The following is a 23,636-nucleotide window of genomic DNA, read 5'->3' as shown; positions in this document are numbered from 1 at the left end:
ATCATTAACGTGTTAAGCTGTCAATATAAGAATGGAACTCTTCGACATCATCAACAAAAATTCCGTCTATACCTGCTGTGATATAATCTTTCCAGACAGATGGGCTGTTCTCATTGGGTATTCCGCTATAAAGTGTCATCACAATAATTTCTTTTTTGTTGCGTCTGAGTAAGGCTACCTCTTCTTTTGAAGGCAAAAACTGGATGAAAAAAACATCCCCAACCCCAGCATTGAGCACCTTTTGTAGATCAGACCTTTTAACAAGATCTATAAGGCCGATCTTCACATTGGGATCCAGCTTTTTTAGCCTTATACTGCTTTCCCTGCTTTGACCGAAAAAGTATGCCTGGCCGAGTAAGCCATTTTCTTTTAAGAGATTGACCAATTTAATTTCGCCATTCCTATCAATATCCTTTACGTGTACTAGGATAGGGACATTGCCTTTTTGCTTTTTTCTCACCAGTTGTAAGACTTCGGCAAATGTGGGCACCTTTTCGTTTGCGAATGATTTATCATACCATGATCCGGCATCCAGCTCTTTAATTTGAGACAAGGTTAGTTCCCTTGGCTTTACCTTTCCGCCATTTGTAGTGCGGTCGAAATCGGCGTCATGGAGGATGATCAATTCGCCGTCTTTGGAGGTTCTTATGTCCAATTCGATACCCATTCCTTTTGACACACAGGCTTCAAAACCGATCAGTGTGTTTTCTGGGTATTTTTGCATCATGCCTCTATGGCCAATGGCAAATGGTCGATCTGTCTTTGTCATAGCTTCGGAACCAACGGTGCGAGCTAAAGACGATATACTATCGATATAGCTTCGAAACTCTTCAACATAATAGTCAACCAAAATACCGTCTATCCCCGATGTGATATATTCTTTCATGCTGTCATTGACCATCTCTCCCCATGTATTCGCAACAACGTCCTTGTTATTTCGCTTGAGTAAAGAAACTTCTTCATTTGAAGGCGCAAATGCGATTAAAAAGACATCTACAAGATCGGCGTTCAGTTCCTTTTGGAGGTCGGATCTTCCGACAATACTCTGGCCAATCTTCACATTGGGGTCCAGCTTCTTTAGCCTTACACTGCTTTCCCTGCTTTGACTGAAAAAGAATGCGTGACCGAGTAAGCCATTTCGGTTTAAGAGATGGACCAACTTAATTTCGCCTTTCGTGTCTATATCTTTTATATCTATTGCGAGCGGTACATTGCCCCTCTGTTTGCTTTTCACCAGTTGCAAGACTTCCTCAAACGTGGGCACTTTTTCGTTTGCGAATGATTTGTCATACCATGATCCGGCATCTAGCTCTTTAATTTTGGATAAGGTTAGTTCCCTTGGCTTTACCTTTCCGCCATTTGTCGTGCGGTCGAAATCATCATCGTGGAGGATGATCAATTCGCCGTCTTTGGAGGTCCTTACGTCCAATTCGATACCCATTCCTTTTGACACACAGGCTTCAAAACCGATCAGTGTATTTTCTGGGTATTTTTGCATCATGCCCCGATGTCCAATCACAACGGGCCTGCCTGCCTTTGTTACAGCCTTGCTACCGACTGCGCAAGCCGAAGACAATGCGCCCATAAAAAGCAGCAAGAAGGCCCTATTGAGACAATTAAATTTCGCTTTCATTTTTATCGATTTCATGAATGTAGCCCAATAGGCTATCTTCGTGACAGCCTATTGGGAGTCACCATGCTCACCACCCTGGGTTTTGCGGTAATAAACTAGGATTGAGCACCAATTGATCTGTTGGAATGGGAGATAGATAATCTCTTCCCAGGTTGAATTGGTAGCCTGCGTCCATTATACTATATGGCTGATACGGGTCTATATACCCCTGGGCGTCAACTGGCAGCTTAGTCACTGCTTCTAAGAAAATATCCGATGCACCGGGGTAATTATCCCATTGTTTCTTGATCGCTCCGAGCGGCCGTTTTCCCACAATCAGTTCATCTGCTGCCGCCCAGCGGTGGATATCATCTACCCGCAGGCCCTCGCAGGCCAGCTCTACTTTGCGCTCGCGGCGGATTTCCTGGAGTAATGGAGAAAGGCCTGAAAATTCCCAGTTTGGGTCTGTCGTAATATTGCCAATATCCAACAATCCGTCTACCATGCCCACCCGGCTGCGCAAGGCATTGACCGTTTGGTCGATATCGCTCTGCGTAATGGTACCCAGTTCGGCTTTGGCTTCTGCATAAATCAACAGTGTTTCGGCATAACGGAAATAAACGGTGCCGGTAGTAGACTGGGCTGTTGTGTATTCCGTATTATCGGCGGAATGCCCCTTATACAGTTGATAGCCGGTGGTACATACAAACTCTGTAGATCCTTCAAAAACAGGCACTGTGAATAGTATTCTTGGATTTTCCCATATAAAGTGCTGTCCATCGTCCACCTGGACGGTTTGGTTCAGGCGGGGGTCACGGTTAGTCACCAAAGTCCTCAGGTCCTCGTCGCCCTGATACAACGGTGATACCGCGATGGGTTGCCCATCCAGGCAGAGGTAAGAATCAACCAAACCTTTGGTCAGACCGGACCCGGCACCGCGGAAAGTTGCTTCTGCCCTGTGGGTGGTTTGGCCATCGGCCACGGAATACTTGCGCCAGAAGAGCACTTCCTTACTATTGCTATAGTCCTTTCGATTAAATAACAACCAGTACCCGTTTTCAGCGCCCACATTGTCAAGTGCAGGATACCCGTTGGTCTCTGCCATTGCCATGAGTGCGGCGGCCGCATCGGCCGCTTTCTGGATGAATTTCGTGCCATCGGAGCCGGTCACTTTAAACGGCGTATTCTTCAAGGCGTGATACTTTTCCCACGTGCCTTCATACAGGGCAATCCGTGCCTGCAGGGCCAATGCCGCTTCCTTGGTAATGCGGCCTGTCCAGCTTCCACCACCCCGTGCGGGTAGGTATTCCACCGCCAGATCCAGATCGCGCATGATGGAGTCAACTACCTCATTACGGGGCGTACGGGGGGCGTAAAGCAGTTCGGAATCCAGTTGCACAGTGGTCGAAACCCAGGGTACATCGCCGAAAATGCGGATTTTACTGTAATAGAACAAGGAGCGGAAGAATAAGGCTTCTCCTGCGTATTTCTTGATGACATCCTCCGACACTGGGATTAAATAACAATGGTCCAGGAAATAATTGATATTGCGCAATTGACTCCAGTCACCGGCCGACCACCCACCGCCAGCGGATGGAAGGGTGCCCTCACCATTCATCCGCCTGTTGTAATCTAAGCGTATATACGTGTCACTCCCATAGTTCGCATCGTCCAAAAACGGGGTCTGCGTGTACCCTGAATAGGTAGGCAATAGACTATTATAGAAACTATTCGTGTATACTTTCATGTCATTTTCCGTTTTCCAGAAATCGGCATCGCTCAAACTATTCAGCGGAGCTCGTTCCAGGAAATCTTTCTCACATGAGGAAAGCAGTATGGTGAACAACCCTATCAACGCGACATATTGATGCATTTTCATATTGATATCTCTTTGAAATAGTTTACTAAAAAGTTACATTCACACCTAAAGTCCAGAAACGTTGCAATGGGTATATTTTGCCATCTGTACCGGATAACTCTGGGTCTATGGTCTCGATCATCTTGGTCAGCGTAGCCAGGTTTTCTCCACTCGCAAATACCCTGACCTTCTGTATGTCTATTTTCCTACTCCAAGAGACCGGTAAACTATATCCCAGCTGTAGGTTCTTTAAGCGCAGATAAGAAGCGTCTTGCAGGTAACGTGTTTGCACCTGGATGTTTTTAGCCATTTCTCCCGTGGTACCATAATATTTGGGGTAATAGCCGTCCGGATTGTCTTCGCTCCAGCGGTCATACTGTTGTACGAATGGCGAGCTACTACTGCCAAGGTTTCCGGTAATGCCCCAAAAATATTGCCCATTAAGCCAAGAGGCACTTTTTTTACCTATCCCTTGCAGGAACACAGCCAGGTCAAAGCCCTTGTATTCGGCATTCAGGTTTAATCCGTAGGAATGGCGCGGTGTGGTGTTTCCGATGACTTTCCGGTCACCTGGATTGTCAAGTGTGTTTTCTCCCCAGTCAATCTTATTGTCGCCATTCAAATCTGCATAACGAACGTCGCCGGGCGTCCACCTGCCGTACAACTGGCTTTGCGACGGAGCGGTGTCAATTTCCTCCTGCGATCGAAACAGTCCAGCAGTTTCGTACCCCCAGATAGATCCCATTTCCTGGCCTTCGTACCATGTACTAATCAATTTATCCGGATTCGGATACTTGGTTACAAAACCGCGAAAATCACTCCATACGGCATTCAAGCCATAGTGAAAGTCACCTATCCGATCCTGCCAACCTAAGGTCAACTCGAAACCTTTGGTTTCTACCGCCGTAGAATTTGAGCCCGGAACGCCGGTACCCAGCAATGCGGGCAAGGGTTCGGCAGGTCCTACATAGTCATCCATAGATCGCTTGTACCAGTCGAAACTGGCATTCAGGCGGTTTTGCAGAAACGCCACATCGATGCCAAAGTCCAGTGTTGTAGTCGTCACCCAGGTCAACAGCGGATTAACTAACCCCGGTGCATTGACGGCCGATTGCCGTCCATCAGAGAACAGCCAATTACTGGAGGAAGGAGCCGTAAAGCCCAACCCAGGAAAAAAAGGATAATAGCCCGCAATCGACTGGTCTCCGAGTAATCCGTATGAAGCCCGAAGTTTAAATGAATTAACAATCGGCGCTATTGGCGTCCAAAACACTTCTTTGGAAGGTAACCATGCTGCCGATACACCCGGATAAAATTTGAAACGCCTGTCTTTTAAGAACCTGGAAGTCCCGTCATACCGACCATTGAACTCAATCAGGTATTTTTCTTCGTAATTGTAGTTGATTCGTCCGAACCAAGCACGGGTAGCAAGCTGTGACCTGGACTCGCTGGTAGAAATCGCAGTGCCGTAAGACAACGACAACGAAGGCAGATTGTCGGAATACAAGTTATTCCTATATCCGCCAAATGACATGTAACTTATCAATTCTTGTGTGTAGCCTGCCAGAGCCTTAAAATAATGTCCTTCCAGTTGTTTCTCATACGACGTAAAAACATTAACCACATGATACTGATTGAAAACGGCAGTACGGTCAAAGCTGTTGGGACTGCCCCAAATAGTATATTCCGCGCCACTAGGCCGGATACTCGTCAGCGTTTTGTAGTGGTCGGAGTAGTTCGCGTAATTCCCATCATACGTATAATTGGCGGTAATGTCCCAGCCGGGCAGGGGATCAAAAACGAATTCACCTGTCAATCTCCCGTTGTCTGTATTTCTAATATACTTTCCACCGTCTTCAAGGTAGATCTGGAGGACGTTCCTGGCGCCATTCGGGTAAACGAAGGGCTCCCAAGGTCGAAGTGCTGCAAAAAAATTAAATAAATTCCCGCTTGATGAGTTATATCTGTCACTCACGGTAGTAGTATTGTAGCGGAAGAAAGAGCCTCGGAAATTGAATGTCATCCAGTTCGTCAACGCCGAAGAAAGATTGGCCCTGGCAGAGTATTGATCACGCTTATCATCCAGGTATTTATAGATGCCATTCTTTTGCAAATATCCAAGTCCGATATAGTAGTTGGACTTACCGAAGCTACCAGATGCACCCAGATTGTGCTGCTGGCTGAAAGAAAAGTCCTTTGTAAAGAATTTAAACCAGTTGTTATTGGCGTTTCCTCCCATCCAGCCGTCTACGCCCGCCGCAGGATTCACGATGGTCTGTTCGGTTATTTTGCCATCCATGTAGTCTTTGATGCGTTGCAATTGCTCCTCGCCAACTATTGGACTGGCCCCTGAATTGGCTGCCGCTTCGTTCATAAAATTGGCAAAGTCTAGCGAATTCATCGGTTCCGGCAGATGGATAGGCTCAGCAAAGGCAAAATTGTTACTATATGTAATGGTCGGCTTTTCACCGGCCTTCCCTTTTTTGGTTGTGATCAGGATAGCCCCATAGGGCGCGCTCGAACCGTAAATGGCAGCAGAAGCCGCATCTTTCAAGATAGAAACGCTCTCCACATCGCTTACATTAATTTTGTAGAGGTCGCCGTCTGCTACCTGTACACCATCAACAACCACTAGAGGACGGGCCATCCCGCCAAATCCCGTATAACCGCGTATGTTAAACTCCGGTACCGCACCGGGAGCACCGCCACCACCCGGTTGGGTGATATTCAGGTTGGCCACCTGCCCCTGCAGCGCCGCGGCGATATTGGTGACAAAGCGGTTTTGGAGTTTTTCGCCGCTGATCTGGGCGACCGCCCCCGTAAGATTTTCCTTCCGCTGCGTACCATAGCCTACCACTACTACTTCGTCCAGGTCTGAGACGGAAACGCTCAGCACCACATCGATGGCGTCCTGCCCGGCTATGCTTACCTCATGCCGCTGGTAGCCCAGCAAGCTGAACACCAGCACATCTCCTTGAGTGGCCGGTATCTGGAAGTGCCCTTGCCGATCGGTTGTGACGCCACGCTGGGCGCCTTTGACACTGACATTGACCCCGGACAGGGGGTTGCCCAGTGTGTCCGCCACCCTTCCCGTGACGAAACGCTGCGCGGCCTCCACCTCCGGCTTATCCCGGCTCTGGACCCGCTGCTCTGCGGGCAGGCGGCGCACCACGATGGCTTTGTCTGTGATCCGGTAGGTGAGCCCATTGGGCGCGAGCACCGTTTTCAGCGCCGTTTCCAGCGGCACGTTTTTAAGGTCTACCTGCTGTGCGGGCGTTTCGCGGATGATGCTCGAGTTGCAGATGATGTTATAGCCGGTCTGCTTTTTGATTTCTCTGAAAACATCGGCTATGGACATGTGCTCCTCGCTGATGCTCACCGTCTGTGCGAAGGTCTCTGCGCGTAGCTGACATACGGCAACCAAAACGAGCACGATGATCATTTTCATGGCTACAATCAGGTATTTATAGTTCGGGAATAATTGCTGTATCCCTGAGGACAAGGCATAATTTTTCATTACCTTTGACTGGTTTTAGTTTTTAAATCGTACAATAGATCATTTAAGGATTTGAACCATCGGCTGGGGAAGTGCCACCTTCTCCAGCTTTTGTTTTGTCTTCAAATCCGCGGCGGGATATCCGGGTCAGGTTATTTCATAAGCGTCACCCTCCTTCCTTTCACAGCAAACCGGATGCGGTCATCGGTGGCTTTAATGATTTGCAGCACCTTGCTGAAATCATCGTACCGCGAGACCGATCCCCATATGGAAATCGTTTCAAGCCCGGGTTCCAGTTCTATCTCCAGATTATACCATCGGGCCAGCTTGCGCATCACGCTGGAGAGATTTTCGTTGTTGAACATAAACTCGCCGTTCTTCCAGGCCACGGCTTCATCTACATTGACCGGCTGCACTTCTATGGTCCCGTTGCTGACCGATGATTGCTCACCGGGGCGCAGCACCCTGGCGGTGTTGTTGGGCAGGGTGACCTTTACTTTGCCTTCCAACAGGGCCACCGTAGAGATCTGCTCATCTCTGTACGCATTTATATTGAAATGTGTGCCCAGCACTTGCACCCGCTCGCCAGCGGTATGCACGATGAATGGTTTTTCCTTATTTTCAGCCACCTCAAAATAGGCTTCGCCCTCCAGCTGCACATTGCGGGTGTCGCCAGAGAACATCACGGGATACTCCAGCCTGCTGTCTGCATTGAGCCACACCTTGGTGCCATCGGGCAGTACGATCTGGTATTGCCCTCCCTTTGGAGTGGCTAGGGTCAGCAGGGTATTGCCGCTGGGCAGCTCCTCCTCCAGCACGGCCGTTCCGTCATCGTAGGCGATGCGGTCTCCCACCACGATACCGCCATATGCTGAGCTCAGATCGACCTGCCTGCCATCGGAAAAGGAGAGCTGTGCCTTGTTTGTACCCGGCAGTAGGTTGGCACCGAGCGCCGGGGTGTCCGAAGCCCCTATCTGGCTGTGGTTCTGGAACACGGCCAGACCAACGACGACCAGCAGCGCTACTGAAGCTACCAAACCGTATATCCACATGCGACGCGGGGTGCGCACCGCATGTTCATCTTCCCGTATTTCTGTCAGGATGCGCTGCAATACGCGCTCTTCGCCCTCCAGGTGCGCTTCCGAATACAGCGTCTCGTATTCGGCCAGGGCTGCCCTCAGCCCCTGCTCATCCCTCACCTCTTGGGCCAGCTCCCGCAGACCGGGGTAGCGGTCAAACAAAGACCCTAACTCGTCATCCGAATAGGGGTGCAGGCTTCCGCTTATGTACGCCTGGAGCAGCTGAACTATATGATCGATATCGCGCATAGGTTTACCGTGTCTTACCATGTATAGAAACACCGCCCTGCGCAAAATCTTTCATGAAAAATGAAAAAAGAGCTGCTGCCCGATCGGGCAGCACGCTGTTCCTGGTTTAAATCGCACAATGGGTATTACTTATTTTTTGTTGCAATATTGAAATATTGTATTGCTTCTTTTACGTCTTCCAAGTTATTTTCCGCATTATGCTCACACTCCACTTGCACATAGCCGTCAAATTGCTGCCTCTTCAATTCCTTTATCAGTTCAGGGAAATTGACAGCACCAGCGCCAAGATCGACATCGTTTCCGTTTTTATCTACATCCTTTAAGTGCAATCCCAACACATGCCCGTCAAGCATTTTAAGACATTGTACAGGATCAAGTCCGCTTCTTACCCAATGGCCAATGTCTGCACATGCCCCAATGTTCGGGTGTCCTTTAATTGCTTTCAGTACAGAATCAGGATGCCAATAGTAACTACTGCCTTTTTTATGTTCATGAATAGCAACTTTTATATTATACAAACCGGCCAATCGATCAATCAGATCCCATTGTTCTTTACGGGGTTCACAAACGAGGTATTTTACGCCATACTGCTTTCCCAGGTCGAAATATTTTTTCCATTCTACTTCATTGTATGCATCTGCAACATAAAGGGATGTCATCTCAAGCCCCTTTTGCTTTAGCATGCTTTTCACTCTTTCAGTGTCTTTGGTATCGAGTTCTCCCAAAGATTTATTATCGAAAGCTGCCCCTAGTTTATAGAATGAAAAACCTTCTACATATTTCACGCCGCTTTTCTGGGCCATTGTTAAGGCGGCTTCTAATGGATGCTGATGAAACGAATACAGTGCGACACCTGTTTTCCATTCTTCCTTTTTAACCGTTTCGCCTTTGTAAACAAAGGCGCTGAAACATAGTGCAGTCAGCACCAGCAATAGCTTGCCTAATCTTTTCATCTTATTTATTTTATGTTTGGCCGTCAATTTAGTTAGTACCTAATAAATTCCTTAACCCGCAGTGCGGTTTAAGTGAGTCATGGTTGATAGCAGGACAAATAAGTTGTGCATTTACTGGATTCAATATGCCGTGCCGGGATGCAGATTTCCGCTCGCGTATTCTCTGAGAAGCTGAACTATATGATCGATATCGTGCACAGCTTCGCGATAGCTTACTATGCTTAGAAACACCGCCCTGCGCAAAATCTTTCATGAAAATGAAAAAAAGTTGAACAGGAGCCAGCAGAAATCATGCGCTTACATCACCAGCGCAAGGTCAAGACGGGATGGAAAGTAAACCGGAGCGTTGGTTCAACGGGGCGGCCAATGACATCAAGCCGCATGAGGTGCGGATGGGCATCGACGATACCGACGTGTTAGTTGTATGTGTAAGTAAGGGGAGGGGTACAAAAAAAGCCATCCGTTTCGGGATGGCTTGCCTTATATTGTAAGAACTCTATCGGAGCTTTTCGATTTCCTTGATGGACAGCTTGGTGAATTTAGCAATCTGCTCAACGGGGATGCCATATGTGGCCAAGATATTCTTTCGGTATATGTGAGCTGGGGTAGACTATCCTCTTAACCCTCTTTTCCTTTTGGTTGGTCTTCGTCCGACAGTTTCTTTTTCAGTTTTTCCAACGCTTCGACATCCCGAGGTCTTTGGCCCTTCCCACGGACCGTTTATTACGGATGAGGTCATTTGCACTGATAAACGATATTTCCAGTCCGTCTATTTTGGTTTCCATACGGGCACTGTATGCTTCGTCGAACTCAACACCGGATATGGCATTGAGGATATCTATACGCAAGGGGGGATACCATGGCTGCGCTGGGTAACTGTTTTCTCCATCTGTTCGGGGTATGTTCCGAGCAACCAACTGTAATACGCCCTGCGCAGGCGTGTAGCTTCGGCTATCCGCTCGGAAACCGGACGTCTAACCAAAACTGGACGTCTTGGAGGTCTTCTTCGTCTATTTTGACTTGGTTGGACACCATGGCCATCTTCCTTTTTTTCATGAATTCTCGCAGATTTAACTAATGTAAAGACACGGAATTTTGAACGTAAATAAAACACGGAAAGGGACGTTTATCGGCTCTACGGTGGCAAAGTAGCGCCGCCCTCCATGGCATCTCATTGTAGACCCGGTCCCGTTTGCTGGAACGTGCAGCTTTTCTTCTTGTTCGTATGCTTTCAAAAAAGTATTGCTTGAATGACATTGGGTTCACTTTGCTCCAAAACCAAATTATCAAATAGTTGCTTCAGGCTATTCGCGTAATCCCTGTGACTACTCTATAGCTTTCGATAATCGCTCCAAATACGCAACTTTCTCCTTTTCCGCCTCAATCAATCGCTCATACAGCTTTTTATTTTCTTCGTAAGCTTCGACAAGCTTGTCGAGGGGGTTGAATGTGCAGTTATGGTTAATGGCGTTGAGGGTTGAGGTGTCGTGGCTGGTAAATGTATTGGAAATAATATTTAAAGCATTCTCTTCGTCAAACCGTTGAATAGCCTCCGGGCTTACTTTTAAAATCTTGGCCACCTGTTCCAATATATCCACTTCGATTTTTTCCTTGGCTTCTAGTTGGGATATTTTCTTTTGTGTCCAGTCCTCACCCAATTCATAGGCAAGGGTTTCCTGCTTCATGCCGAGCATTTCCCTGAACCGTTTAATATTGCGCCCCTCGTGTATTTGTTGTGTTCTTTCCATAATTATAAAATAATGCGACAAAGGTAGCATCACAAGCCGCTACCGATGACGAAAATACGGAATATTTCACGGATAACATATCCCGATAACGGGATAATTTATGCCGCCCATAGGTTTGTATATGCCTTTCCGCTTGGGGAACTTTGATAGTATAACCAAACACTACAAGACATGAAAAAGCAAAAATCTAAGGTTAGGACGGTGGACAAGTATAAGAAGTATGCCGAAATCGGCAAAATGTATTCGTCCAAATGGAAAAAGGTCGACCTGTTAATCCCAAGCAATTTCAGGATGCTATGCGCCATTCTCGGCGTCAAGTTAGAGGATGTGCTCCGAAATTTTATGTGGATGGTGAGTTATTCTGTACTGAAGCATGCAACGGATAAGCAGCGGAGTGCCGCCCGAAAATTCTTCCTCTCATGCAAGTTTGGACGACCTCAATATTCGAAAAAGCAGGTAAACCAAATGTTCAGCGAATTGAAGGCAATCCGAAAAATCTATGACACCACTGATGGAATGGATGAGGGCGACATGGAACTGTTTTGGAAAAATAATCACATGTATACAGAATACTGGTTCAAACGCTGGTTTGAAAAGAACAGGCGGCAGGACGATATATCCGTACTTGAAAAATACTAATTCATAAAACCATGAACAGTTTATCGCCTTTTCACACCGTCCGCATCCTTACCAGATGCGAGGTCTATTTATATCAGGATACTTCAAGCGCCTTCCATGTGGATGAACCGGATGACGTTGCCGAATGGATTGATTACCACGTGGATAACGGTGAATTAATCATCCAAACCAAGCCCATGCACTATGGTTTTCTGTTATTAAGCAACAGCTGTCCCAAAATACAGCTTACGTGTACCCACCTAAACGGTATCCAGCTTTTTGACAGGGCGAATATCACTACGCCGGAAGAACTTCGGGTGGAAAAACTTGGTGTCATTATCCGGCAGGAAGGAATGGTGGAGTTGAATGTGGATGCATTGCGTGTGGATTGCACCATACTCAAACGTGGTCATGTAAAGGTTGCAGGGGAAACCATTGAAGTATTCCTGCATGCCTACCACGACGGTTGGTATGATGGCGCATCGCTCCAAGCCTCAACGGGGATGGTATATCTCACCAATAATGCCCGAGCATCCGTTTGGATAGACGGGGAAATGGAAGCACGCATATTGGGAAGAAGCAGGTTTTCGTATCGCGGTACACCGAGGTTTTCTTGGCTTAGTGTGGACGAGGGCAGTCGGGTCGAGCCTTTACAGGAAACAGCGGAAGAAAAACCAGCAATGTAAGGGATATATGGCAATGGAAAAATACACTTATAAAGGCTTGGTCACACAGGATGACTTCAACCTGCGCTTCGGGTTCTGCCAATCGAGGGTAGCCATCGGATATACACAAGAGGAAGCATCTTTCCTGATGGGCAAGCATCCTTACTTCTATGGCGAATATGAAGAGATGCGGGGCGGAACCAAGTTAGCCGAATCCGAGAAAACGCTGCTCTGTTCGGTTTTCAAAACGCAATTGAGTAGCCCAATCAATTTCGAACGCGATGAATTCGGATATGATTACAAACGCATCATAAAAGGCGAACGTGAAGAAAAGCAGGGTGTTTACCATTACACGCTCCACCATCCGTGGTTGATACGTATTGAGAAAGGGGATAACATAATAAAAAAGAATTTCGTAATTACATACAAGGAACTACCATTCCAGCTGGAAGCCCAGCGGGAACAGGAAGCGTTAGCTTTGTTTGATGAGGCTGTCAATTGGTTATTGCGGATTTCTTTTTTCCAATACCCACAATCGCCACTGCAAATCTATGAACGCATAAGGCTCACCCACCATAGCCCTATTTTACGCCCCCGATATCTGAAAGAAGTCCTATACCGATTAATAGCGGAAAAATGTCTTCAAATAAAAACGATAAATGGTAATATCCATTACACCAGATCAATTTAGATTCACATGTATTGCCCCGACATGAAAACATTGCAGCAGTTAACCCGAATGAAAACAAAAAGCCTGCAAACGTTTAATTTGCAGGCTTTTCGTATGTTTTGACTTCAAGATGTGTAGCCCGTAGGGGAATCGAACCCCTGTTTCAAGAATGAAAATCTTGCGTCCTAACCCCTAGACGAACGGGCCTTTTTTGTTACTTCCTAACCCTCTCAGGGTTTTCGGTCCGCAAAGATAGAAGTAATTCCGTTCCTTCCAAAAAAAATATGGAATTTTTCGGAAGGCATCATGTTATCGCTTGTCGACGCTGTATCTGCCCGGGCCCACGAATGCGAGGCCTAAAAAGACGACCCCGATTTCGATGGCGTGCGATGCACCCTTGAGGCCATCACCGGCGCCTAGATGATGGAGGGAAGCGATCAGCATGGTGAACGCCAGGAGCAACGAGGCTGGCCGAAAAAACAACCCGATCAGGAAGAGGAACCCACCGAAGGTTTCGACGATGGCGGCCAGTAATCCCCAGGCTACCGGAAAGAAGGTGATGCCTACTTCGCCCATGGCACCGCCGACACCTTCCCACATCTTGGGACCGCCTAGTAGCTTCGGGTAACCGTGCATGATGAACATGATGCCCAGACCGATGCGGATGAGCAATAGGCCGGTGTTTTTGAATTTGCTTAATGATGATAATGAAGCCATTTCAATGTATAGTTTATACCGCAAATTGACTTATCTTTGCCGATAATTGCAAACAACGGGATTCATTTTTCTGTAAAATTGAATTTTTTACCCCATAAATAACTGTAATATTTTGAGTAATACTGCTTTACCTTTCAAACGTTATACCATTACCTCGGCTTTGCCTTATGCCAACGGTCCCTTGCACATCGGGCACCTGGCGGGGGCGTATATTCCGGCGGATATCTTTGTGCGTTTCTTGCGCCTCAATGCCAAGGATGTCGTGTATGTCTGCGGCTCGGATGAGCATGGTGCGGCGATCACGATCAAGGCAAAGAAGGAGGGAACGACTCCCCGGGCCATCATTGATCAATATCATGCGCAGATCAAGGATAGCTTTGAACGGTTTGGGATTTCGTTTGATATCTACCATCGCACGTCGGAACGGATACACCATGAGCTTTCGCAGGAGTTTTTCCTTAATCTGTACGAAAAGGGGGAGTTCATCGAGCAGGTGACCGAGCAGTATTATGATGAGGAATATCAGCAGTTTCTGGCGGACCGCTATATTACGGGTACGTGCCCCAACTGTAAAAGTGAGGGGGCGTATGGCGATCAGTGTGAAAAATGTGGCACATCGCTCAATCCTACGGACTTGATTAATCCGATTTCGACGTTGAGCGGAAAACCGCCGGTGCTTCGCGAGACGAAGCATTGGTACCTGCCGTTGGATAAATACCAGCCTTGGCTGGAAAAATGGCTGCTGGAGGGGAAGAAGGATGTGCTGAAGTCCAATGTCTATGGACAGTGCCGCTCTTGGCTGAAATCGGGCCTGCAGCCGCGGTCGATGACGCGCGACCTGGACTGGGGGGTAGATGTGCCGCTGAAGGAGGCGGAGGGAAAAAAATTGTACGTATGGCTGGATGCGCCGATCGGTTATATTTCGGCGACGAAGCAATGGGCGCTGGATACGGGGCACGACTGGGAAAAATACTGGAAAAAGCAGGCTGATCCGGCCGACGATGCTTGCCTGATTCATTTTATCGGCAAGGACAACATTGTGTTCCATTGTATCACCTTCCCGAGTATTCTGCACGCGCATGGTGAATATATCTTGCCGGAGAATGTGCCGGCCAACGAGTTTCTGAATCTGGAAGGGGATAAGCTGTCGACCTCCCGCAACCATGCGGTGTGGTTGCATGAGTACCTGGAGGCGTTTCCGGGTAAGGAAGATGAACTGCGCTATGTGCTGACATCGATATTGCCGGAGACATCAGACAGTGAATTTACGTGGAAGGATTTTCAGGCCCGTATTAACAATGAGCTGGTGGCCATTTTTGGCAACTTCGTGAACCGGGTGCTGGTGCTCTCTCATAAGTACTTTGAGGGTAAGGTGATGCCGGCGAACGAGCTCACCGATACGGATCGGTTTATCTTTTCGGAATTGGAGCGGTATCCCAGACATATTGCGGCATCGATCACCCAATACAGGTTCAGGGAGGCGCTGGCGCAATTCGTGAATGTGGCTCGGTTGGGCAACAAGTACCTGGCGGATGCTGAACCGTGGAAAGTGATCAAAACGGATGAGGAGCGGGTAAAGGCGGTCTTGAACGTGAGCCTACAGATTGCGGCCAACCTGGCGATCATGGCGCAGCCTTTTCTGCCGCGCACGGCGAAGCGCATGTTTGATATGCTCAACCTCGATGTTCTCGATTGGCCGCAGGCCGGAGGCAGCGCGTTGCTGCCCGCAGGGCATCAGCTGGGGGAGGCGCAGCTGCTGTTTGAAAAGATCACAGACGAGCAGGTTGATGTCCAGCTGGCTAAACTTGCCGCGGCAAAGGAAACCAATGCGCAGACGACGGCGAATAAGGAAGTTGATGAGGCGAAGGGGAATGTGAGTTTTGAAGAATTTGTGAAGATGGATATCCGTGCAGGGCGCATCCTGGCGGCTGAAAAGGTAGCTAAAACCAAAAAATTACTTAAACTCACCATTGATACGGGTATCGACCGGCGGACGGTAGTATCGGGGATAGCCGAATTTTTCAGTCCGGAGGAAATCGTGGGCAGGCAGGTGTCTATACTGGTCAACCTGGAGCCACGGGAAATCAAGGGTATTGTCTCGCAGGGCATGATCCTGATGGCGGAAGACGGTGATGGGCGGCTGGACTTTGTGGCGCCGCAGACGGACGTACAGGCCGGTAGTGTCATCCGGTAGCACGGGTAAGCGTTATGGCTTATTGGAGCAGCGCGATGGCTTCTCTGGCGGCCCTTACATCGTGTACGCGGAGCAACTGTACCCCTTTCATCAGCAGCACGGTGTTGAGCACGGTAGTGCCGTTCAAGGCTTCCTCGGGCCTGGTGCCCAGTTTTTTGTAAATCATCGACTTGCGGGATAGTGCGCCCAGAATGGGCAGGCCGTGGACGTGCAGCTCGTCGATGCGCCGGAGAAGCGTGTAGTTCTGCTCCAATGTTTTGGCAAAACCGAAACCGGGGTCGAGGATGATGTCTTTGACCCCCAGCTGACGCAGGGTAGCCACCTGACGTCCGAAAAATAAGCTTACATCCTGCACGACATCGTCATAGGTTGTCAACCGCTGCATGGTGTTGGGGGTGCCCCGCATGTGCATGAGGATGTAGGGCGCACCCAATTCGGCGACGGTGGCAAACAGCTGATCATCCAGCGTCCCCCCGGAAATGTCGTTGATGATATGGGCCCCGGCGGCGATGCTCGCGCGGGCTACGCTGGCACGGAAGGTATCGATGGATAAGATGGCTTCCGGAAATCGTGAGGTGAGGGCAATAATCACGGGAAGCAGGCGGGCTTGTTCGGCATCTGCGCTCACATCTGCTGCCCCCGGGCGCGACGAATAGGCGCCGATATCTAAGATGTCGGCACCTTCTGCCAATAGTTTTTCGGCATGGAAGAGCGCCGCGTCTACGGTATTGTAGCGTCCGCCATCATAGAAGGAGTCCGGCGTGATGTTGAGGATGCCCATCACTTTCGGTGCGGTGAGATCGATCAGCCGGCCGCCTGCATTCATGCTAGTTGACCACGACCACGCCGTCGGCTACGATGTTGATGTCTACCTTGGGCTTCGTTATGCTGGCAATCTCATCGGCGTTTTTGCCGGCATCTTCGGCAAAATGCTGCTGTTGCGCAACGGAGACTTCTTTCACCTTGGCCAGGCCTTCGAGAACGACGGTTTTACCCACGATGTCCTGTGGCATGAAAAACCCGTAATCCTTGAATCGGACGAGAATCGGATCTCCTTCGCCCTCGCGCTGTACGCGGATAAAACAGCCTTTCTTTTTGCATACTTCTACGACCTTACCCTGTACCTTGCCGGTGTAGGTAGAATCGACGGCGAGCTTTGCTTCCAGCGCCTGCACACCGATGGCATCGCTTTTACTGATGGCCTTTCCATATTGTACGCCGGGTTTGGCCGAAGGGATGGTTTCCTGTGCGTGTGTAATGGCTGCCAGGCAGATCAATGCCGTGAACAATACGATCAATCGCTTCATGGTCTTTTATTTTAATGATCAAACGTAGTGAATTTGCTTCATATTTACGAATAACACGTGAACGAAAACGGACGGATGAAGTTATTTTCGGAGAAATGAGAACTTCCCGCCCGGTTCCAGTTTCATCACGACGGATGCCACGCCTTCTTGGGTATCGTCTTGCGCGTATGCTGCCACGTAATCCACACCCTCGAGGATCTCCGGTGCGATATCCATAAAACGCTTGGGCGCGGGCTGTCCGCTCAGGTTGGCCGAAGTGGATACGATGGGTTTGCGGAAGCGTTGGAGCAGCGCCGTGCAAAAGGGATGCTGCACCACCCGGATACCGATGCTGCCATCTTCGGCAAGTAGATTTGGGGCTAGGTTCTTGGCACCGGAATAGACGATGGTAAGGGGCCGCTCGGTGTATTCGATGAGCTGATACGCGATTTCCGGCACCTCACCTACATAGCTTTGCAGCTGATGCTCGTTGTCAAGCAGGATGATGAGGCTCTTGCCCTGATCGCGCCCCTTGAGCCGGTATACCCGCGCTACGGCGTCGGGATTGGTCGCATCGCAACCGATGCCCCATATCGTGTCGGTAGGGTAGAGGATAAGCCCCCCGGCACGCAAGGTGTCGAGGGCCTTACTGATATCCGAAGGCTGCACGTGATCCGTATCCATCCGTTTCATCCGCATGATCAGGTCAAGTTACACAGCGACGTCGTGTTCGCGCAGTGCATCGTTGAGCGACGTTTTCTTGTCGGTCGACTCCTTGCGCTTGCCAATGATGAGCGCACAGGGGACCTGGTATTCGCCGGCGGCGAAGCGCTTGGTATAAGACCCGGGTATGACCACCGAGCGCGCAGGCACGATGCTTTTGTATTCAATGGGTTCGGGACCGCTGACATCGATGATTTTGGTCGATGCGGTCAGCACGACATTTGCGCCGAGCACGGCTTCGCTTTCGACGTGTACGCCTTCTACGACGATGGCGCGCGACCCGACGAATACGTTGTCTTCGATGATCACGGGGGCTGCCTGTATGGGTTCCAGTACGCCGCCGATGCCCACACCGCCGCTGAGGTGCACATGCTTGCCGATCTGTGCGCACGAGCCCACGGTCGCCCAGGTATCGACCATCGTGCCCTCATCTACGTAGGCACCGATATTGACGTACGAGGGCATCATGATCACGCCTTTGGCAAGGTACGCACCGTATCGGGCAATGCCATGGGGTACCACGCGGACGCCCAGTTCCTTATAGTTGGTCTTGAGCTTCATCTTATCGTGAAAGACGAAGGGGCCGGTTTCGATGACCTCCATCTGGCGGATGGGAAAATATAGAATGACGGCTTTTTTGATCCAATCGTTTACATGCCAACGCGAGCCGATGGGTTCGGCTACCCGCAGTTCACCTTTGTCCAGCTGTTGGATGACCGTCTCGATGGCCTCCCGGTATTCCTTGTATTCCAGAAACTGCCGATTTTCCCAGGCGTCGTCCACCAACTTCTGCAATTCTTTAATCATATCGATCGTATATAGCGTTATTTATAGGCGCAAAGAAAACAAATTCTTCTGACTTACGCCCCAAAACCGGGCATTTTCGCTAAATTTGTGATATGGCCAATGAAGGCGAAAAACTACGTATCGATAAATACCTGTGGGCTATCCGGCTGTTCAAAACGCGAAGTCTGGCGACGGAGGCCTGTAAAGCCGGACGGGTGAAACTCAATGGACAGAACCTGAAACCATCCGCCCTGGTAAAGGTGGGCGACACCTATCATATTCAAAAGGGCGCGGAGCGGAAAGTGGTCAAGGTGACCGCGCTATTGGATAAGCGGGTAGACGCCAAAACGGCGGTAGGCTTTTATGAAGACCTCACGCCCATAGAAGAGACCTATGGTTACAAAGCGAAGTACCACGCTCCGCTGCTCAAACGGGATCGGGGAGCCGGGCGCCCCACCAAAAAAGAGCGCCGGGAAATCGACGGGTTACAGCAGGATTGGCAGGAAGAAGAGCACTAGGGTTTGTTGAACTTTTGCGCTTCGATGTTGACCAACGCTGCTGCCAGGGGATAAGTGATGCTCTGGGTCGTATCGCTGCCGACAAAGCGGGTCGGCAATACCAGTCCGCCGCCGATATCCTTAAATCCACTGACCGAAAAATGGGCACTGTCTGGATTCGATTTCCACTCCTGGATTTTGCCGGTTTGCGTGTCGATGAACAATTGCCCCTCTACGGCCGCTTCGAAGGCGGTTCTATTGTTTTTGACGTTGATAACAGTGAACTGGTTTGAGCCGATCAGCTTTTCGCCTTCTACAGCATACGTAACGTTATCGCCCTCCAGCACGGTGGGGAGGAATAACAGGTAGGCATCCCGCTCAAATTCGGCGGTCACTTCTTTGATGATATCTGCTGCAGTCTGCGGACTGCTGGATGGTGCGCCGTTGACGTATACTGTGCCTTTGGCGGTTTTGATGTTGAATAGCACAATCAGTGCCTCATCCACTGTGGTGACGCCCTCAAAACGGCAATTTCCCGTTTGCCTATCCCATAAATAGGTGCGTTCGCCCCGGATGAACGAATGGTCGTCGCCGCCTACGCAGCTGAACATAAAATAGCGGGCAAGCTGCCAATTCGCCTTTCCGCCCATGGCCTCCCATACTTTGGTCTCGACTTGTATATCGGTATCTTGACTTTGGACAGTTTTAATGCAAATCAACAACGCAACGAGAAGGCTTAGCTTGAAATGGACTAATGTATACTTCATCTCTATGATTCTTTCCCCTCAATAAGCCAATTCAGCTATATTGAACGTGCGACACACAAATGATCGCCACCGGAATTAACGCTTTTGATTGATAATAACAACTAGCGAAGTCGTTTTGTTTTTGGATACGTGTTATAGGCGGGGCAGGTCTTTCTTGAGCAGGACTGCATCGTTAGCGAGGCAAACAGGATGAGTATGGTGCCAATGATTAATGTCCTTTTCATGCGATAGATCGTTATCAAGTCGTAAAGTTAACGTTGAACAGCCAATCTTCCAAATCCGCGAGCAATTACTTCATTGCTCCGGTGCTCCATGCTGCCATCTGGATGGCGGTCACCGCTGCCTCTTCTCCTTTGTTGCCATGCTTACCACCGGCTCTATCCAACGCCTGCTGCAGGTTATCTGTCGTTAAAACGCCAAAGATAACCGGTTTATTGTACTTCAAGGCCACTTGGGTGATCCCATGGGCAACCGCGCTACAGATAAAGTCGAAGTGTTTGGTCTCTCCTTGAATGACACAACCTAAGCAGATCACGGTATCCAACGCGGTGTCCCGCAGCATGATGTCGGCTCCGCTCGTCAATTCATAACTGCCCGGCACCTGCATCACGTTGATGTGATGGGGAAGCGCGCCGTGTTTTTCCAAGGCCGCATAAGCACCGTTCAACAGACGCCCTGTCACCTCGGCATTCCATTGCGATACCACGATTCCGAATCGATAGGAGGCCGCTGAAGCAATCTCCATGTGGGAGAAATCTGATAAATTTTTGTGGTGACTTGCCATGTTCGTCAATAACAAAGGCCGCCTTCATTGGCAGCCGCTAGACATTCAGCTGTCGCAAAAAACTATAATTGTGCTTCTGCCCGCGCGATATAGCTTTCAATGGACGTGGCCTCGTGGCTGGATGGAAAATCCGATTGGATCTGTTTATAGGCCTCGAGCGCCTGTTTGAAATCATTCTGCGCCTCGTATACCAACCCCAATTTTTTGAGCAGCAACGGAGATGTAAAGGTATTGGTGTTTTTCTCGGCGGCCTTTTTATAATAAGAAGCGGCTTTCTTATAGTCCTTGAGTTCGGAATAGGCGTCGCCCAGAAGTCCGATGACCAAGGGATCCAATATCGCGCTGCCGGTGCTGCTGTATTTTTCCAACGCATCTACTGCCTCTTGGTATTTGCCCTGACGCAGATATAGGCCGCCTAAGTACGCATTGGCGACGTTGGCCGACTTGGTATTTTCGTATTCGTCAGCAATTTCTTTAAATCCGGGATAGGATCCGTCACCGTCGATAGCCCGTTGCTGCAACGAGTCAACGGTGGCATATGCCTCTGCTTTGTAGAGCTGGTCGGCCGCCGTCTCGGCCCGTGGAGCCAAATAGAATCGTTGGTATCCGATATACAGTAAAATCAGTACGACAATCCCGCCGACGATGAAAACCAGGCTTTTCTGATTTTCTAAAATGAAACTGCGGTTTCCAGGTTTTTTTGAGGACGCCGCAGGGGTATGATGTTTTTGATTATCTGACATTTCTAATACTAAAATTCGGATTGCAAAAATACACTTTTACAAATGATATGCAAGGGGTTTTTTTGCAAGACTTGGTTCAGACGTCGAGGCTGTTTTTTTGGCGCTCATCCAATTCCTCATAGATGGAATTGTTGCTTTTGAATTCGGGCACCAATTCTTTCATTTTCAATACGATCTCCCGTTCACTTTGGTTTTTAGCGATGCTGATGAGGTGGGTTATTTGCTGTTCTACGTAGTCGAAGTCGTACATCCTGACTTTGGCAACCATGATTTTGCGGTGGTGGGTAGGCAGGGTATTTTCCAGGTCATTGAGCAGCTCTTCGTATAACTTCTCGCCCGGTCTCAATCCCGAGTATTCGATATTGATATCTTTATTGGGGATCAGCCCAGACAGTTTGATCATCTTGGTGGCCAGTTCGACGATCTTCACAGACTTGCCCATATCGAAGACATAGATCTCCCCACCTTTGCCCATGGATCCGGCTTCCAATACCAACTGGCAAGCTTCGGGTATGGTCATAAAATACCGGCAGATTTCCGGATGGGTGACCGTTACCGGTCCGCCTCGTTCAATCTGTGCCTTGAAACGGGGGATGACCGAACCATTCGACCCGAGCACGTTGCCGAAGCGGGTGGTGATAAAGCGTGTATGAGCGGTATCTTGCTGTGTCAGGTGGTTGAAGTACGTTTGTACATAAATTTCGGCTATCCGTTTGGAGGCGCCCATGACGTTGGTCGGATTCACCGCCTTATCTGTGGAGATCATCACAAACTTTTCTACCCCATACCTGACCGCTAGTCGGGCAATGAGCCGCGTGCCCATGATATTGGTACGCACGGCTTCCACCGGGTGGTTTTCCATCATGGGTACGTGCTTATACGCGGCCGCGTGATAGACATAATGGGGCTTGAACGTCCGGAAAAGCGATTCCATGCGCTCCTCATCGCGGATATCCCCGATGAACGCATGGTATACCTGGTTTTTTTGCGATTCTTCCAGTTCAAGCTGTAATTCATGCAGCGGTGTCTCGGCTTGGTCGCTCAGGATGATCATTTGCGGCGAAAAATTGCCCAGTTGTCTGGCGATTTCGCTGCCAATGGATCCTGCCGCGCCGGTAACCAATATGCGTTTGCCGGACAGCTGATGGCGTATCGATTGGTTACTGATTTTGATGGGTTCTCTTTCCAGCAAATCCTCTATCCGCATCTTTTGGATTTGATTAGGCATCACTTCACCGTTGATGAGGCGGTGCACGGGAGGCATGGTGAGTACCTTGACATTGCGCTCCAAACAGAGATCTACGATGCTTGCCTTTTTTTCTACGGGGATATTGTGCGACGAGATGATCAATTCATCTACTTTGCCTTGGATGATGAGTTGCTCGAAATAATCCGTGTGATAGATGCGCACGCCATCAATGATCTTGCCTACTTTCTGAATATTATCATCGATGAATCCGACCAATACATTGTTCGCGTTGCGATCGTGGTCCAACGTCCGCTTGGCGGCGATACCGATATCTCCAGCGCCGTAGATCACGATCTGCCGACGGTTGACACGGATGTTTTTAATGGATAAAAAGAAGAGCTTTACGGTAGAACGGTAGGTAAATAACAGCAGGAAACTCATCAATCCGAAGGCAATGAGCTCACTGTTCGATAGTAAAGGCGAACGGTTGAATGCGATCAGGATGGTATTGAGCAAAAAAAGGATAAGCGCACATAGGGCCACCGACGATAAGATGCGAACGGAATCCAGCGCGCTGGTGTAACGTACGATGCCGGCATACATGCGCAGTCTATAGAAAACCACCGTATTGACGGCCAGCACCACCAACAGTTTGCGGCTAAAATCAGCGGAATTGATGGTTTCATAGGAGAAGCTGTTGAGCAGCAAATAAGCGAAAAACAGCGCAAATGCACTACAGCACAAATCGAGCGTGAAAATGATCCAGCGAGGAACGATGTTAAATCTATCAAACATCCAGCACGATTAAAAACAGAAATATAGATTCTGCATACCGTAAATGTGCCCAAATATACAGATTTTTCAAAAGCAAACAAGTGTTTCAATATTTTTTAAAGGGTTAGTGGCAAGCGCATTGGAGAAATGAACTGACCCATTCGTGCATAATTTAGCAGGGTTTTAACAAAACTTTGATTATTTTCGCATGTTGAACCCAAATTTTAT

At 49.0% G+C, this 23,636-nt stretch carries 22 protein-coding genes and 1 tRNA gene; 6 read left to right on the top strand and 17 right to left on the bottom strand.

The genetic code is table 11. The features are described from left to right. Positions 1-4: 4 nt before the first annotated feature. The 5 genes from ACMGDE_RS02550 to ACMGDE_RS02530 form a co-directional block, all read right to left on the bottom strand. The gene (locus tag ACMGDE_RS02550; RefSeq protein ID WP_436831187.1) at positions 5-1,633 is read right to left on the bottom strand and encodes a glycerophosphodiester phosphodiesterase; all 1,629 of its coding nucleotides are present in this window, start codon (positions 1,631-1,633) and stop codon (positions 5-7) included. Between the two features lie 67 nt (positions 1,634-1,700). Next, positions 1,701-3,491 carry a RagB/SusD family nutrient uptake outer membrane protein gene (locus tag ACMGDE_RS02545; RefSeq protein ID WP_436831186.1) on the bottom strand — a complete coding sequence of 597 codons (1,791 nt, stop codon included), beginning with the start codon at positions 3,489-3,491 and terminating at the stop codon, positions 1,701-1,703. A gap of 25 nt (positions 3,492-3,516) precedes the next feature. Then, positions 3,517-6,987: a TonB-dependent receptor gene (locus tag ACMGDE_RS02540; RefSeq protein ID WP_436831185.1), complete on the bottom strand. Its 3,471-nt coding sequence runs from the start codon at positions 6,985-6,987 to the stop codon at positions 3,517-3,519. 131 nt (positions 6,988-7,118) lie between these two features. Further along, a complete protein-coding gene (locus ACMGDE_RS02535) occupies positions 7,119-8,294 on the bottom strand; it encodes a FecR family protein (RefSeq protein WP_436831184.1) in 1,176 nt (391 codons plus the stop codon). Between the two features lie 125 nt (positions 8,295-8,419). Then, positions 8,420-9,247 carry a sugar phosphate isomerase/epimerase family protein gene (locus ACMGDE_RS02530; RefSeq protein ID WP_436831183.1) on the bottom strand — a complete coding sequence of 276 codons (828 nt, stop codon included), beginning with the start codon at positions 9,245-9,247 and terminating at the stop codon, positions 8,420-8,422. Between the two features lie 326 nt (positions 9,248-9,573). Between ACMGDE_RS02530 and ACMGDE_RS02525 the strand changes: the two genes are divergently transcribed. Beyond that, positions 9,574-9,738 carry a hypothetical protein gene (locus ACMGDE_RS02525; protein ID WP_436831182.1) on the top strand — a complete coding sequence of 55 codons (165 nt, stop codon included), beginning with the start codon at positions 9,574-9,576 and terminating at the stop codon, positions 9,736-9,738. 174 nt (positions 9,739-9,912) lie between these two features. On the opposite strand, the gene ACMGDE_RS02520 is transcribed toward ACMGDE_RS02525, so the two are convergent. Further along, positions 9,913-10,095: a hypothetical protein gene (locus ACMGDE_RS02520; RefSeq protein ID WP_436831181.1), complete on the bottom strand. Its 183-nt coding sequence runs from the start codon at positions 10,093-10,095 to the stop codon at positions 9,913-9,915. A gap of 477 nt (positions 10,096-10,572) precedes the next feature. Further along, complete coding sequence (locus ACMGDE_RS02515; RefSeq protein ID WP_436831180.1) at positions 10,573-10,995, bottom strand: helix-turn-helix transcriptional regulator; 423 nt, start codon at positions 10,993-10,995, stop codon at positions 10,573-10,575. Positions 10,996-11,166: 171 nt separating this feature from the next. Here ACMGDE_RS02515 and ACMGDE_RS02510 point away from each other — a divergent pair, with 171 nt between their 5' ends. Genes ACMGDE_RS02510 through ACMGDE_RS02500 form a run of 3 tightly spaced genes read left to right on the top strand, consistent with a single transcriptional unit; the run spans position 11,167 to position 12,969 of the window. After that, the gene (locus tag ACMGDE_RS02510; protein ID WP_436831179.1) at positions 11,167-11,634 is read left to right on the top strand and encodes a hypothetical protein; all 468 of its coding nucleotides are present in this window, start codon (positions 11,167-11,169) and stop codon (positions 11,632-11,634) included. Between the two features lie 11 nt (positions 11,635-11,645). Continuing rightward, complete coding sequence (locus ACMGDE_RS02505) at positions 11,646-12,299, top strand: GIN domain-containing protein (RefSeq protein ID WP_436831178.1); 654 nt, start codon at positions 11,646-11,648, stop codon at positions 12,297-12,299. Between the two features lie 13 nt (positions 12,300-12,312). Further along, complete coding sequence (locus ACMGDE_RS02500; protein ID WP_436831177.1) at positions 12,313-12,969, top strand: hypothetical protein; 657 nt, start codon at positions 12,313-12,315, stop codon at positions 12,967-12,969. A 114-nt stretch (positions 12,970-13,083) separates the two neighbouring features. Here the strand turns inward: ACMGDE_RS02500 and ACMGDE_RS02495 are convergent. After that, positions 13,084-13,155, bottom strand: a tRNA-Glu gene (locus ACMGDE_RS02495). A gap of 102 nt (positions 13,156-13,257) precedes the next feature. After that, entirely contained in the window at positions 13,258-13,665 is a 408-nt protein-coding gene (locus tag ACMGDE_RS02490; protein ID WP_436831176.1) for a DoxX family protein, read from the bottom strand. Between the two features lie 112 nt (positions 13,666-13,777). Here ACMGDE_RS02490 and metG point away from each other — a divergent pair, with 112 nt between their 5' ends. Next, on the top strand, positions 13,778-15,859 hold the full coding sequence (gene metG, locus ACMGDE_RS02485; RefSeq protein WP_436831175.1) for a methionine--tRNA ligase: 2,082 nt from the start codon (positions 13,778-13,780) through the stop codon (positions 15,857-15,859). Between the two features lie 19 nt (positions 15,860-15,878). Here the strand turns inward: metG and folP are convergent, their stop codons facing one another. From folP to ACMGDE_RS02465, 4 genes are all read right to left on the bottom strand, one after another. Beyond that, positions 15,879-16,685: a dihydropteroate synthase gene (gene folP / locus ACMGDE_RS02480; protein ID WP_436831174.1), complete on the bottom strand. Its 807-nt coding sequence runs from the start codon at positions 16,683-16,685 to the stop codon at positions 15,879-15,881. Between the two features lies 1 nt (position 16,686). Next, a complete protein-coding gene (locus ACMGDE_RS02475) occupies positions 16,687-17,166 on the bottom strand; it encodes a DUF4920 domain-containing protein (protein ID WP_436831173.1) in 480 nt (159 codons plus the stop codon). Positions 17,167-17,247: 81 nt separating this feature from the next. Further along, entirely contained in the window at positions 17,248-17,844 is a 597-nt protein-coding gene (locus tag ACMGDE_RS02470; RefSeq protein ID WP_436831172.1) for an L-threonylcarbamoyladenylate synthase, read from the bottom strand. 12 nt (positions 17,845-17,856) lie between these two features. Then, complete coding sequence (locus tag ACMGDE_RS02465) at positions 17,857-18,675, bottom strand: 2,3,4,5-tetrahydropyridine-2,6-dicarboxylate N-succinyltransferase (RefSeq protein ID WP_436831171.1); 819 nt, start codon at positions 18,673-18,675, stop codon at positions 17,857-17,859. A gap of 92 nt (positions 18,676-18,767) precedes the next feature. Between ACMGDE_RS02465 and ACMGDE_RS02460 the strand changes: the two genes are divergently transcribed. Then, positions 18,768-19,172, top strand: a complete 405-nt coding sequence (locus ACMGDE_RS02460) for an RNA-binding S4 domain-containing protein (protein WP_436831170.1) — start codon at positions 18,768-18,770, stop codon at positions 19,170-19,172. Here the strand turns inward: ACMGDE_RS02460 and ACMGDE_RS02455 are convergent. From ACMGDE_RS02455 to ACMGDE_RS02440, 4 genes are all read right to left on the bottom strand, one after another. Further along, positions 19,169-19,918 carry a hypothetical protein gene (locus ACMGDE_RS02455; RefSeq protein ID WP_436831169.1) on the bottom strand — a complete coding sequence of 250 codons (750 nt, stop codon included), beginning with the start codon at positions 19,916-19,918 and terminating at the stop codon, positions 19,169-19,171. The two genes, ACMGDE_RS02460 and ACMGDE_RS02455, sit on opposite strands and share 4 nt — an antisense overlap. Positions 19,919-20,207: 289 nt before the next feature. Further along, a complete protein-coding gene (ribH, locus tag ACMGDE_RS02450; RefSeq protein WP_436831168.1) occupies positions 20,208-20,702 on the bottom strand; it encodes a 6,7-dimethyl-8-ribityllumazine synthase in 495 nt (164 codons plus the stop codon). A 62-nt stretch (positions 20,703-20,764) separates the two neighbouring features. Further along, a complete protein-coding gene (locus ACMGDE_RS02445) occupies positions 20,765-21,445 on the bottom strand; it encodes a tetratricopeptide repeat protein (RefSeq protein WP_436831167.1) in 681 nt (226 codons plus the stop codon). Positions 21,446-21,521: 76 nt separating this feature from the next. Next, positions 21,522-23,429 carry a polysaccharide biosynthesis protein gene (locus tag ACMGDE_RS02440; RefSeq protein WP_436831166.1) on the bottom strand — a complete coding sequence of 636 codons (1,908 nt, stop codon included), beginning with the start codon at positions 23,427-23,429 and terminating at the stop codon, positions 21,522-21,524. Between the last annotated feature and the right edge of the window lie 207 nt (positions 23,430-23,636).

Origin of the sequence: Parapedobacter brassicae (assembly GCF_051400755.1) — a bacterium.
Taxonomy (GTDB): domain Bacteria; phylum Bacteroidota; class Bacteroidia; order Sphingobacteriales; family Sphingobacteriaceae; genus Parapedobacter.
Note: the sequence above shows the minus strand (reverse complement) of the source record. Positions and strands in the feature narration are given on the sequence as shown.

Bases quoted from the DNA above. Each gene is read 5' to 3' on its own strand.
- ACMGDE_RS02550 (WP_436831187.1), bottom strand. From the start codon at position 1,633: ATGAAAGCGAAATTTAATTGTCTCAATAGGGCCTTCTTGCTGCTTTTT.
- ACMGDE_RS02545 (WP_436831186.1), bottom strand. From the start codon at position 3,491: ATGAAAATGCATCAATATGTCGCGTTGATAGGGTTGTTCACCATACTG.
- ACMGDE_RS02540 (WP_436831185.1), bottom strand. From the start codon at position 6,987: ATGAAAAATTATGCCTTGTCCTCAGGGATACAGCAATTATTCCCGAAC.
- ACMGDE_RS02535 (WP_436831184.1), bottom strand. From the start codon at position 8,294: ATGCGCGATATCGATCATATAGTTCAGCTGCTCCAGGCGTACATAAGC.
- ACMGDE_RS02530 (WP_436831183.1), bottom strand. From the start codon at position 9,247: ATGAAAAGATTAGGCAAGCTATTGCTGGTGCTGACTGCACTATGTTTC.
- ACMGDE_RS02525 (WP_436831182.1), top strand. From the start codon at position 9,574: ATGGAAAGTAAACCGGAGCGTTGGTTCAACGGGGCGGCCAATGACATC.
- ACMGDE_RS02515 (WP_436831180.1), bottom strand. From the start codon at position 10,995: ATGGAAAGAACACAACAAATACACGAGGGGCGCAATATTAAACGGTTC.
- ACMGDE_RS02510 (WP_436831179.1), top strand. From the start codon at position 11,167: ATGAAAAAGCAAAAATCTAAGGTTAGGACGGTGGACAAGTATAAGAAG.
- ACMGDE_RS02505 (WP_436831178.1), top strand. From the start codon at position 11,646: ATGAACAGTTTATCGCCTTTTCACACCGTCCGCATCCTTACCAGATGC.
- ACMGDE_RS02500 (WP_436831177.1), top strand. From the start codon at position 12,313: ATGGAAAAATACACTTATAAAGGCTTGGTCACACAGGATGACTTCAAC.
- ACMGDE_RS02490 (WP_436831176.1), bottom strand. From the start codon at position 13,665: ATGGCTTCATTATCATCATTAAGCAAATTCAAAAACACCGGCCTATTG.
- folP (WP_436831174.1), bottom strand. From the start codon at position 16,685: ATGAATGCAGGCGGCCGGCTGATCGATCTCACCGCACCGAAAGTGATG.
- ACMGDE_RS02475 (WP_436831173.1), bottom strand. From the start codon at position 17,166: ATGAAGCGATTGATCGTATTGTTCACGGCATTGATCTGCCTGGCAGCC.
- ACMGDE_RS02470 (WP_436831172.1), bottom strand. From the start codon at position 17,844: ATGCGGATGAAACGGATGGATACGGATCACGTGCAGCCTTCGGATATC.
- ACMGDE_RS02465 (WP_436831171.1), bottom strand. From the start codon at position 18,675: ATGATTAAAGAATTGCAGAAGTTGGTGGACGACGCCTGGGAAAATCGG.
- ACMGDE_RS02460 (WP_436831170.1), top strand. From the start codon at position 18,768: ATGGCCAATGAAGGCGAAAAACTACGTATCGATAAATACCTGTGGGCT.
- ACMGDE_RS02455 (WP_436831169.1), bottom strand. From the start codon at position 19,918: ATGAAGTATACATTAGTCCATTTCAAGCTAAGCCTTCTCGTTGCGTTG.
- ribH (WP_436831168.1), bottom strand. From the start codon at position 20,702: ATGGCAAGTCACCACAAAAATTTATCAGATTTCTCCCACATGGAGATT.
- ACMGDE_RS02445 (WP_436831167.1), bottom strand. From the start codon at position 21,445: ATGTCAGATAATCAAAAACATCATACCCCTGCGGCGTCCTCAAAAAAA.
- ACMGDE_RS02440 (WP_436831166.1), bottom strand. From the start codon at position 23,429: ATGTTTGATAGATTTAACATCGTTCCTCGCTGGATCATTTTCACGCTC.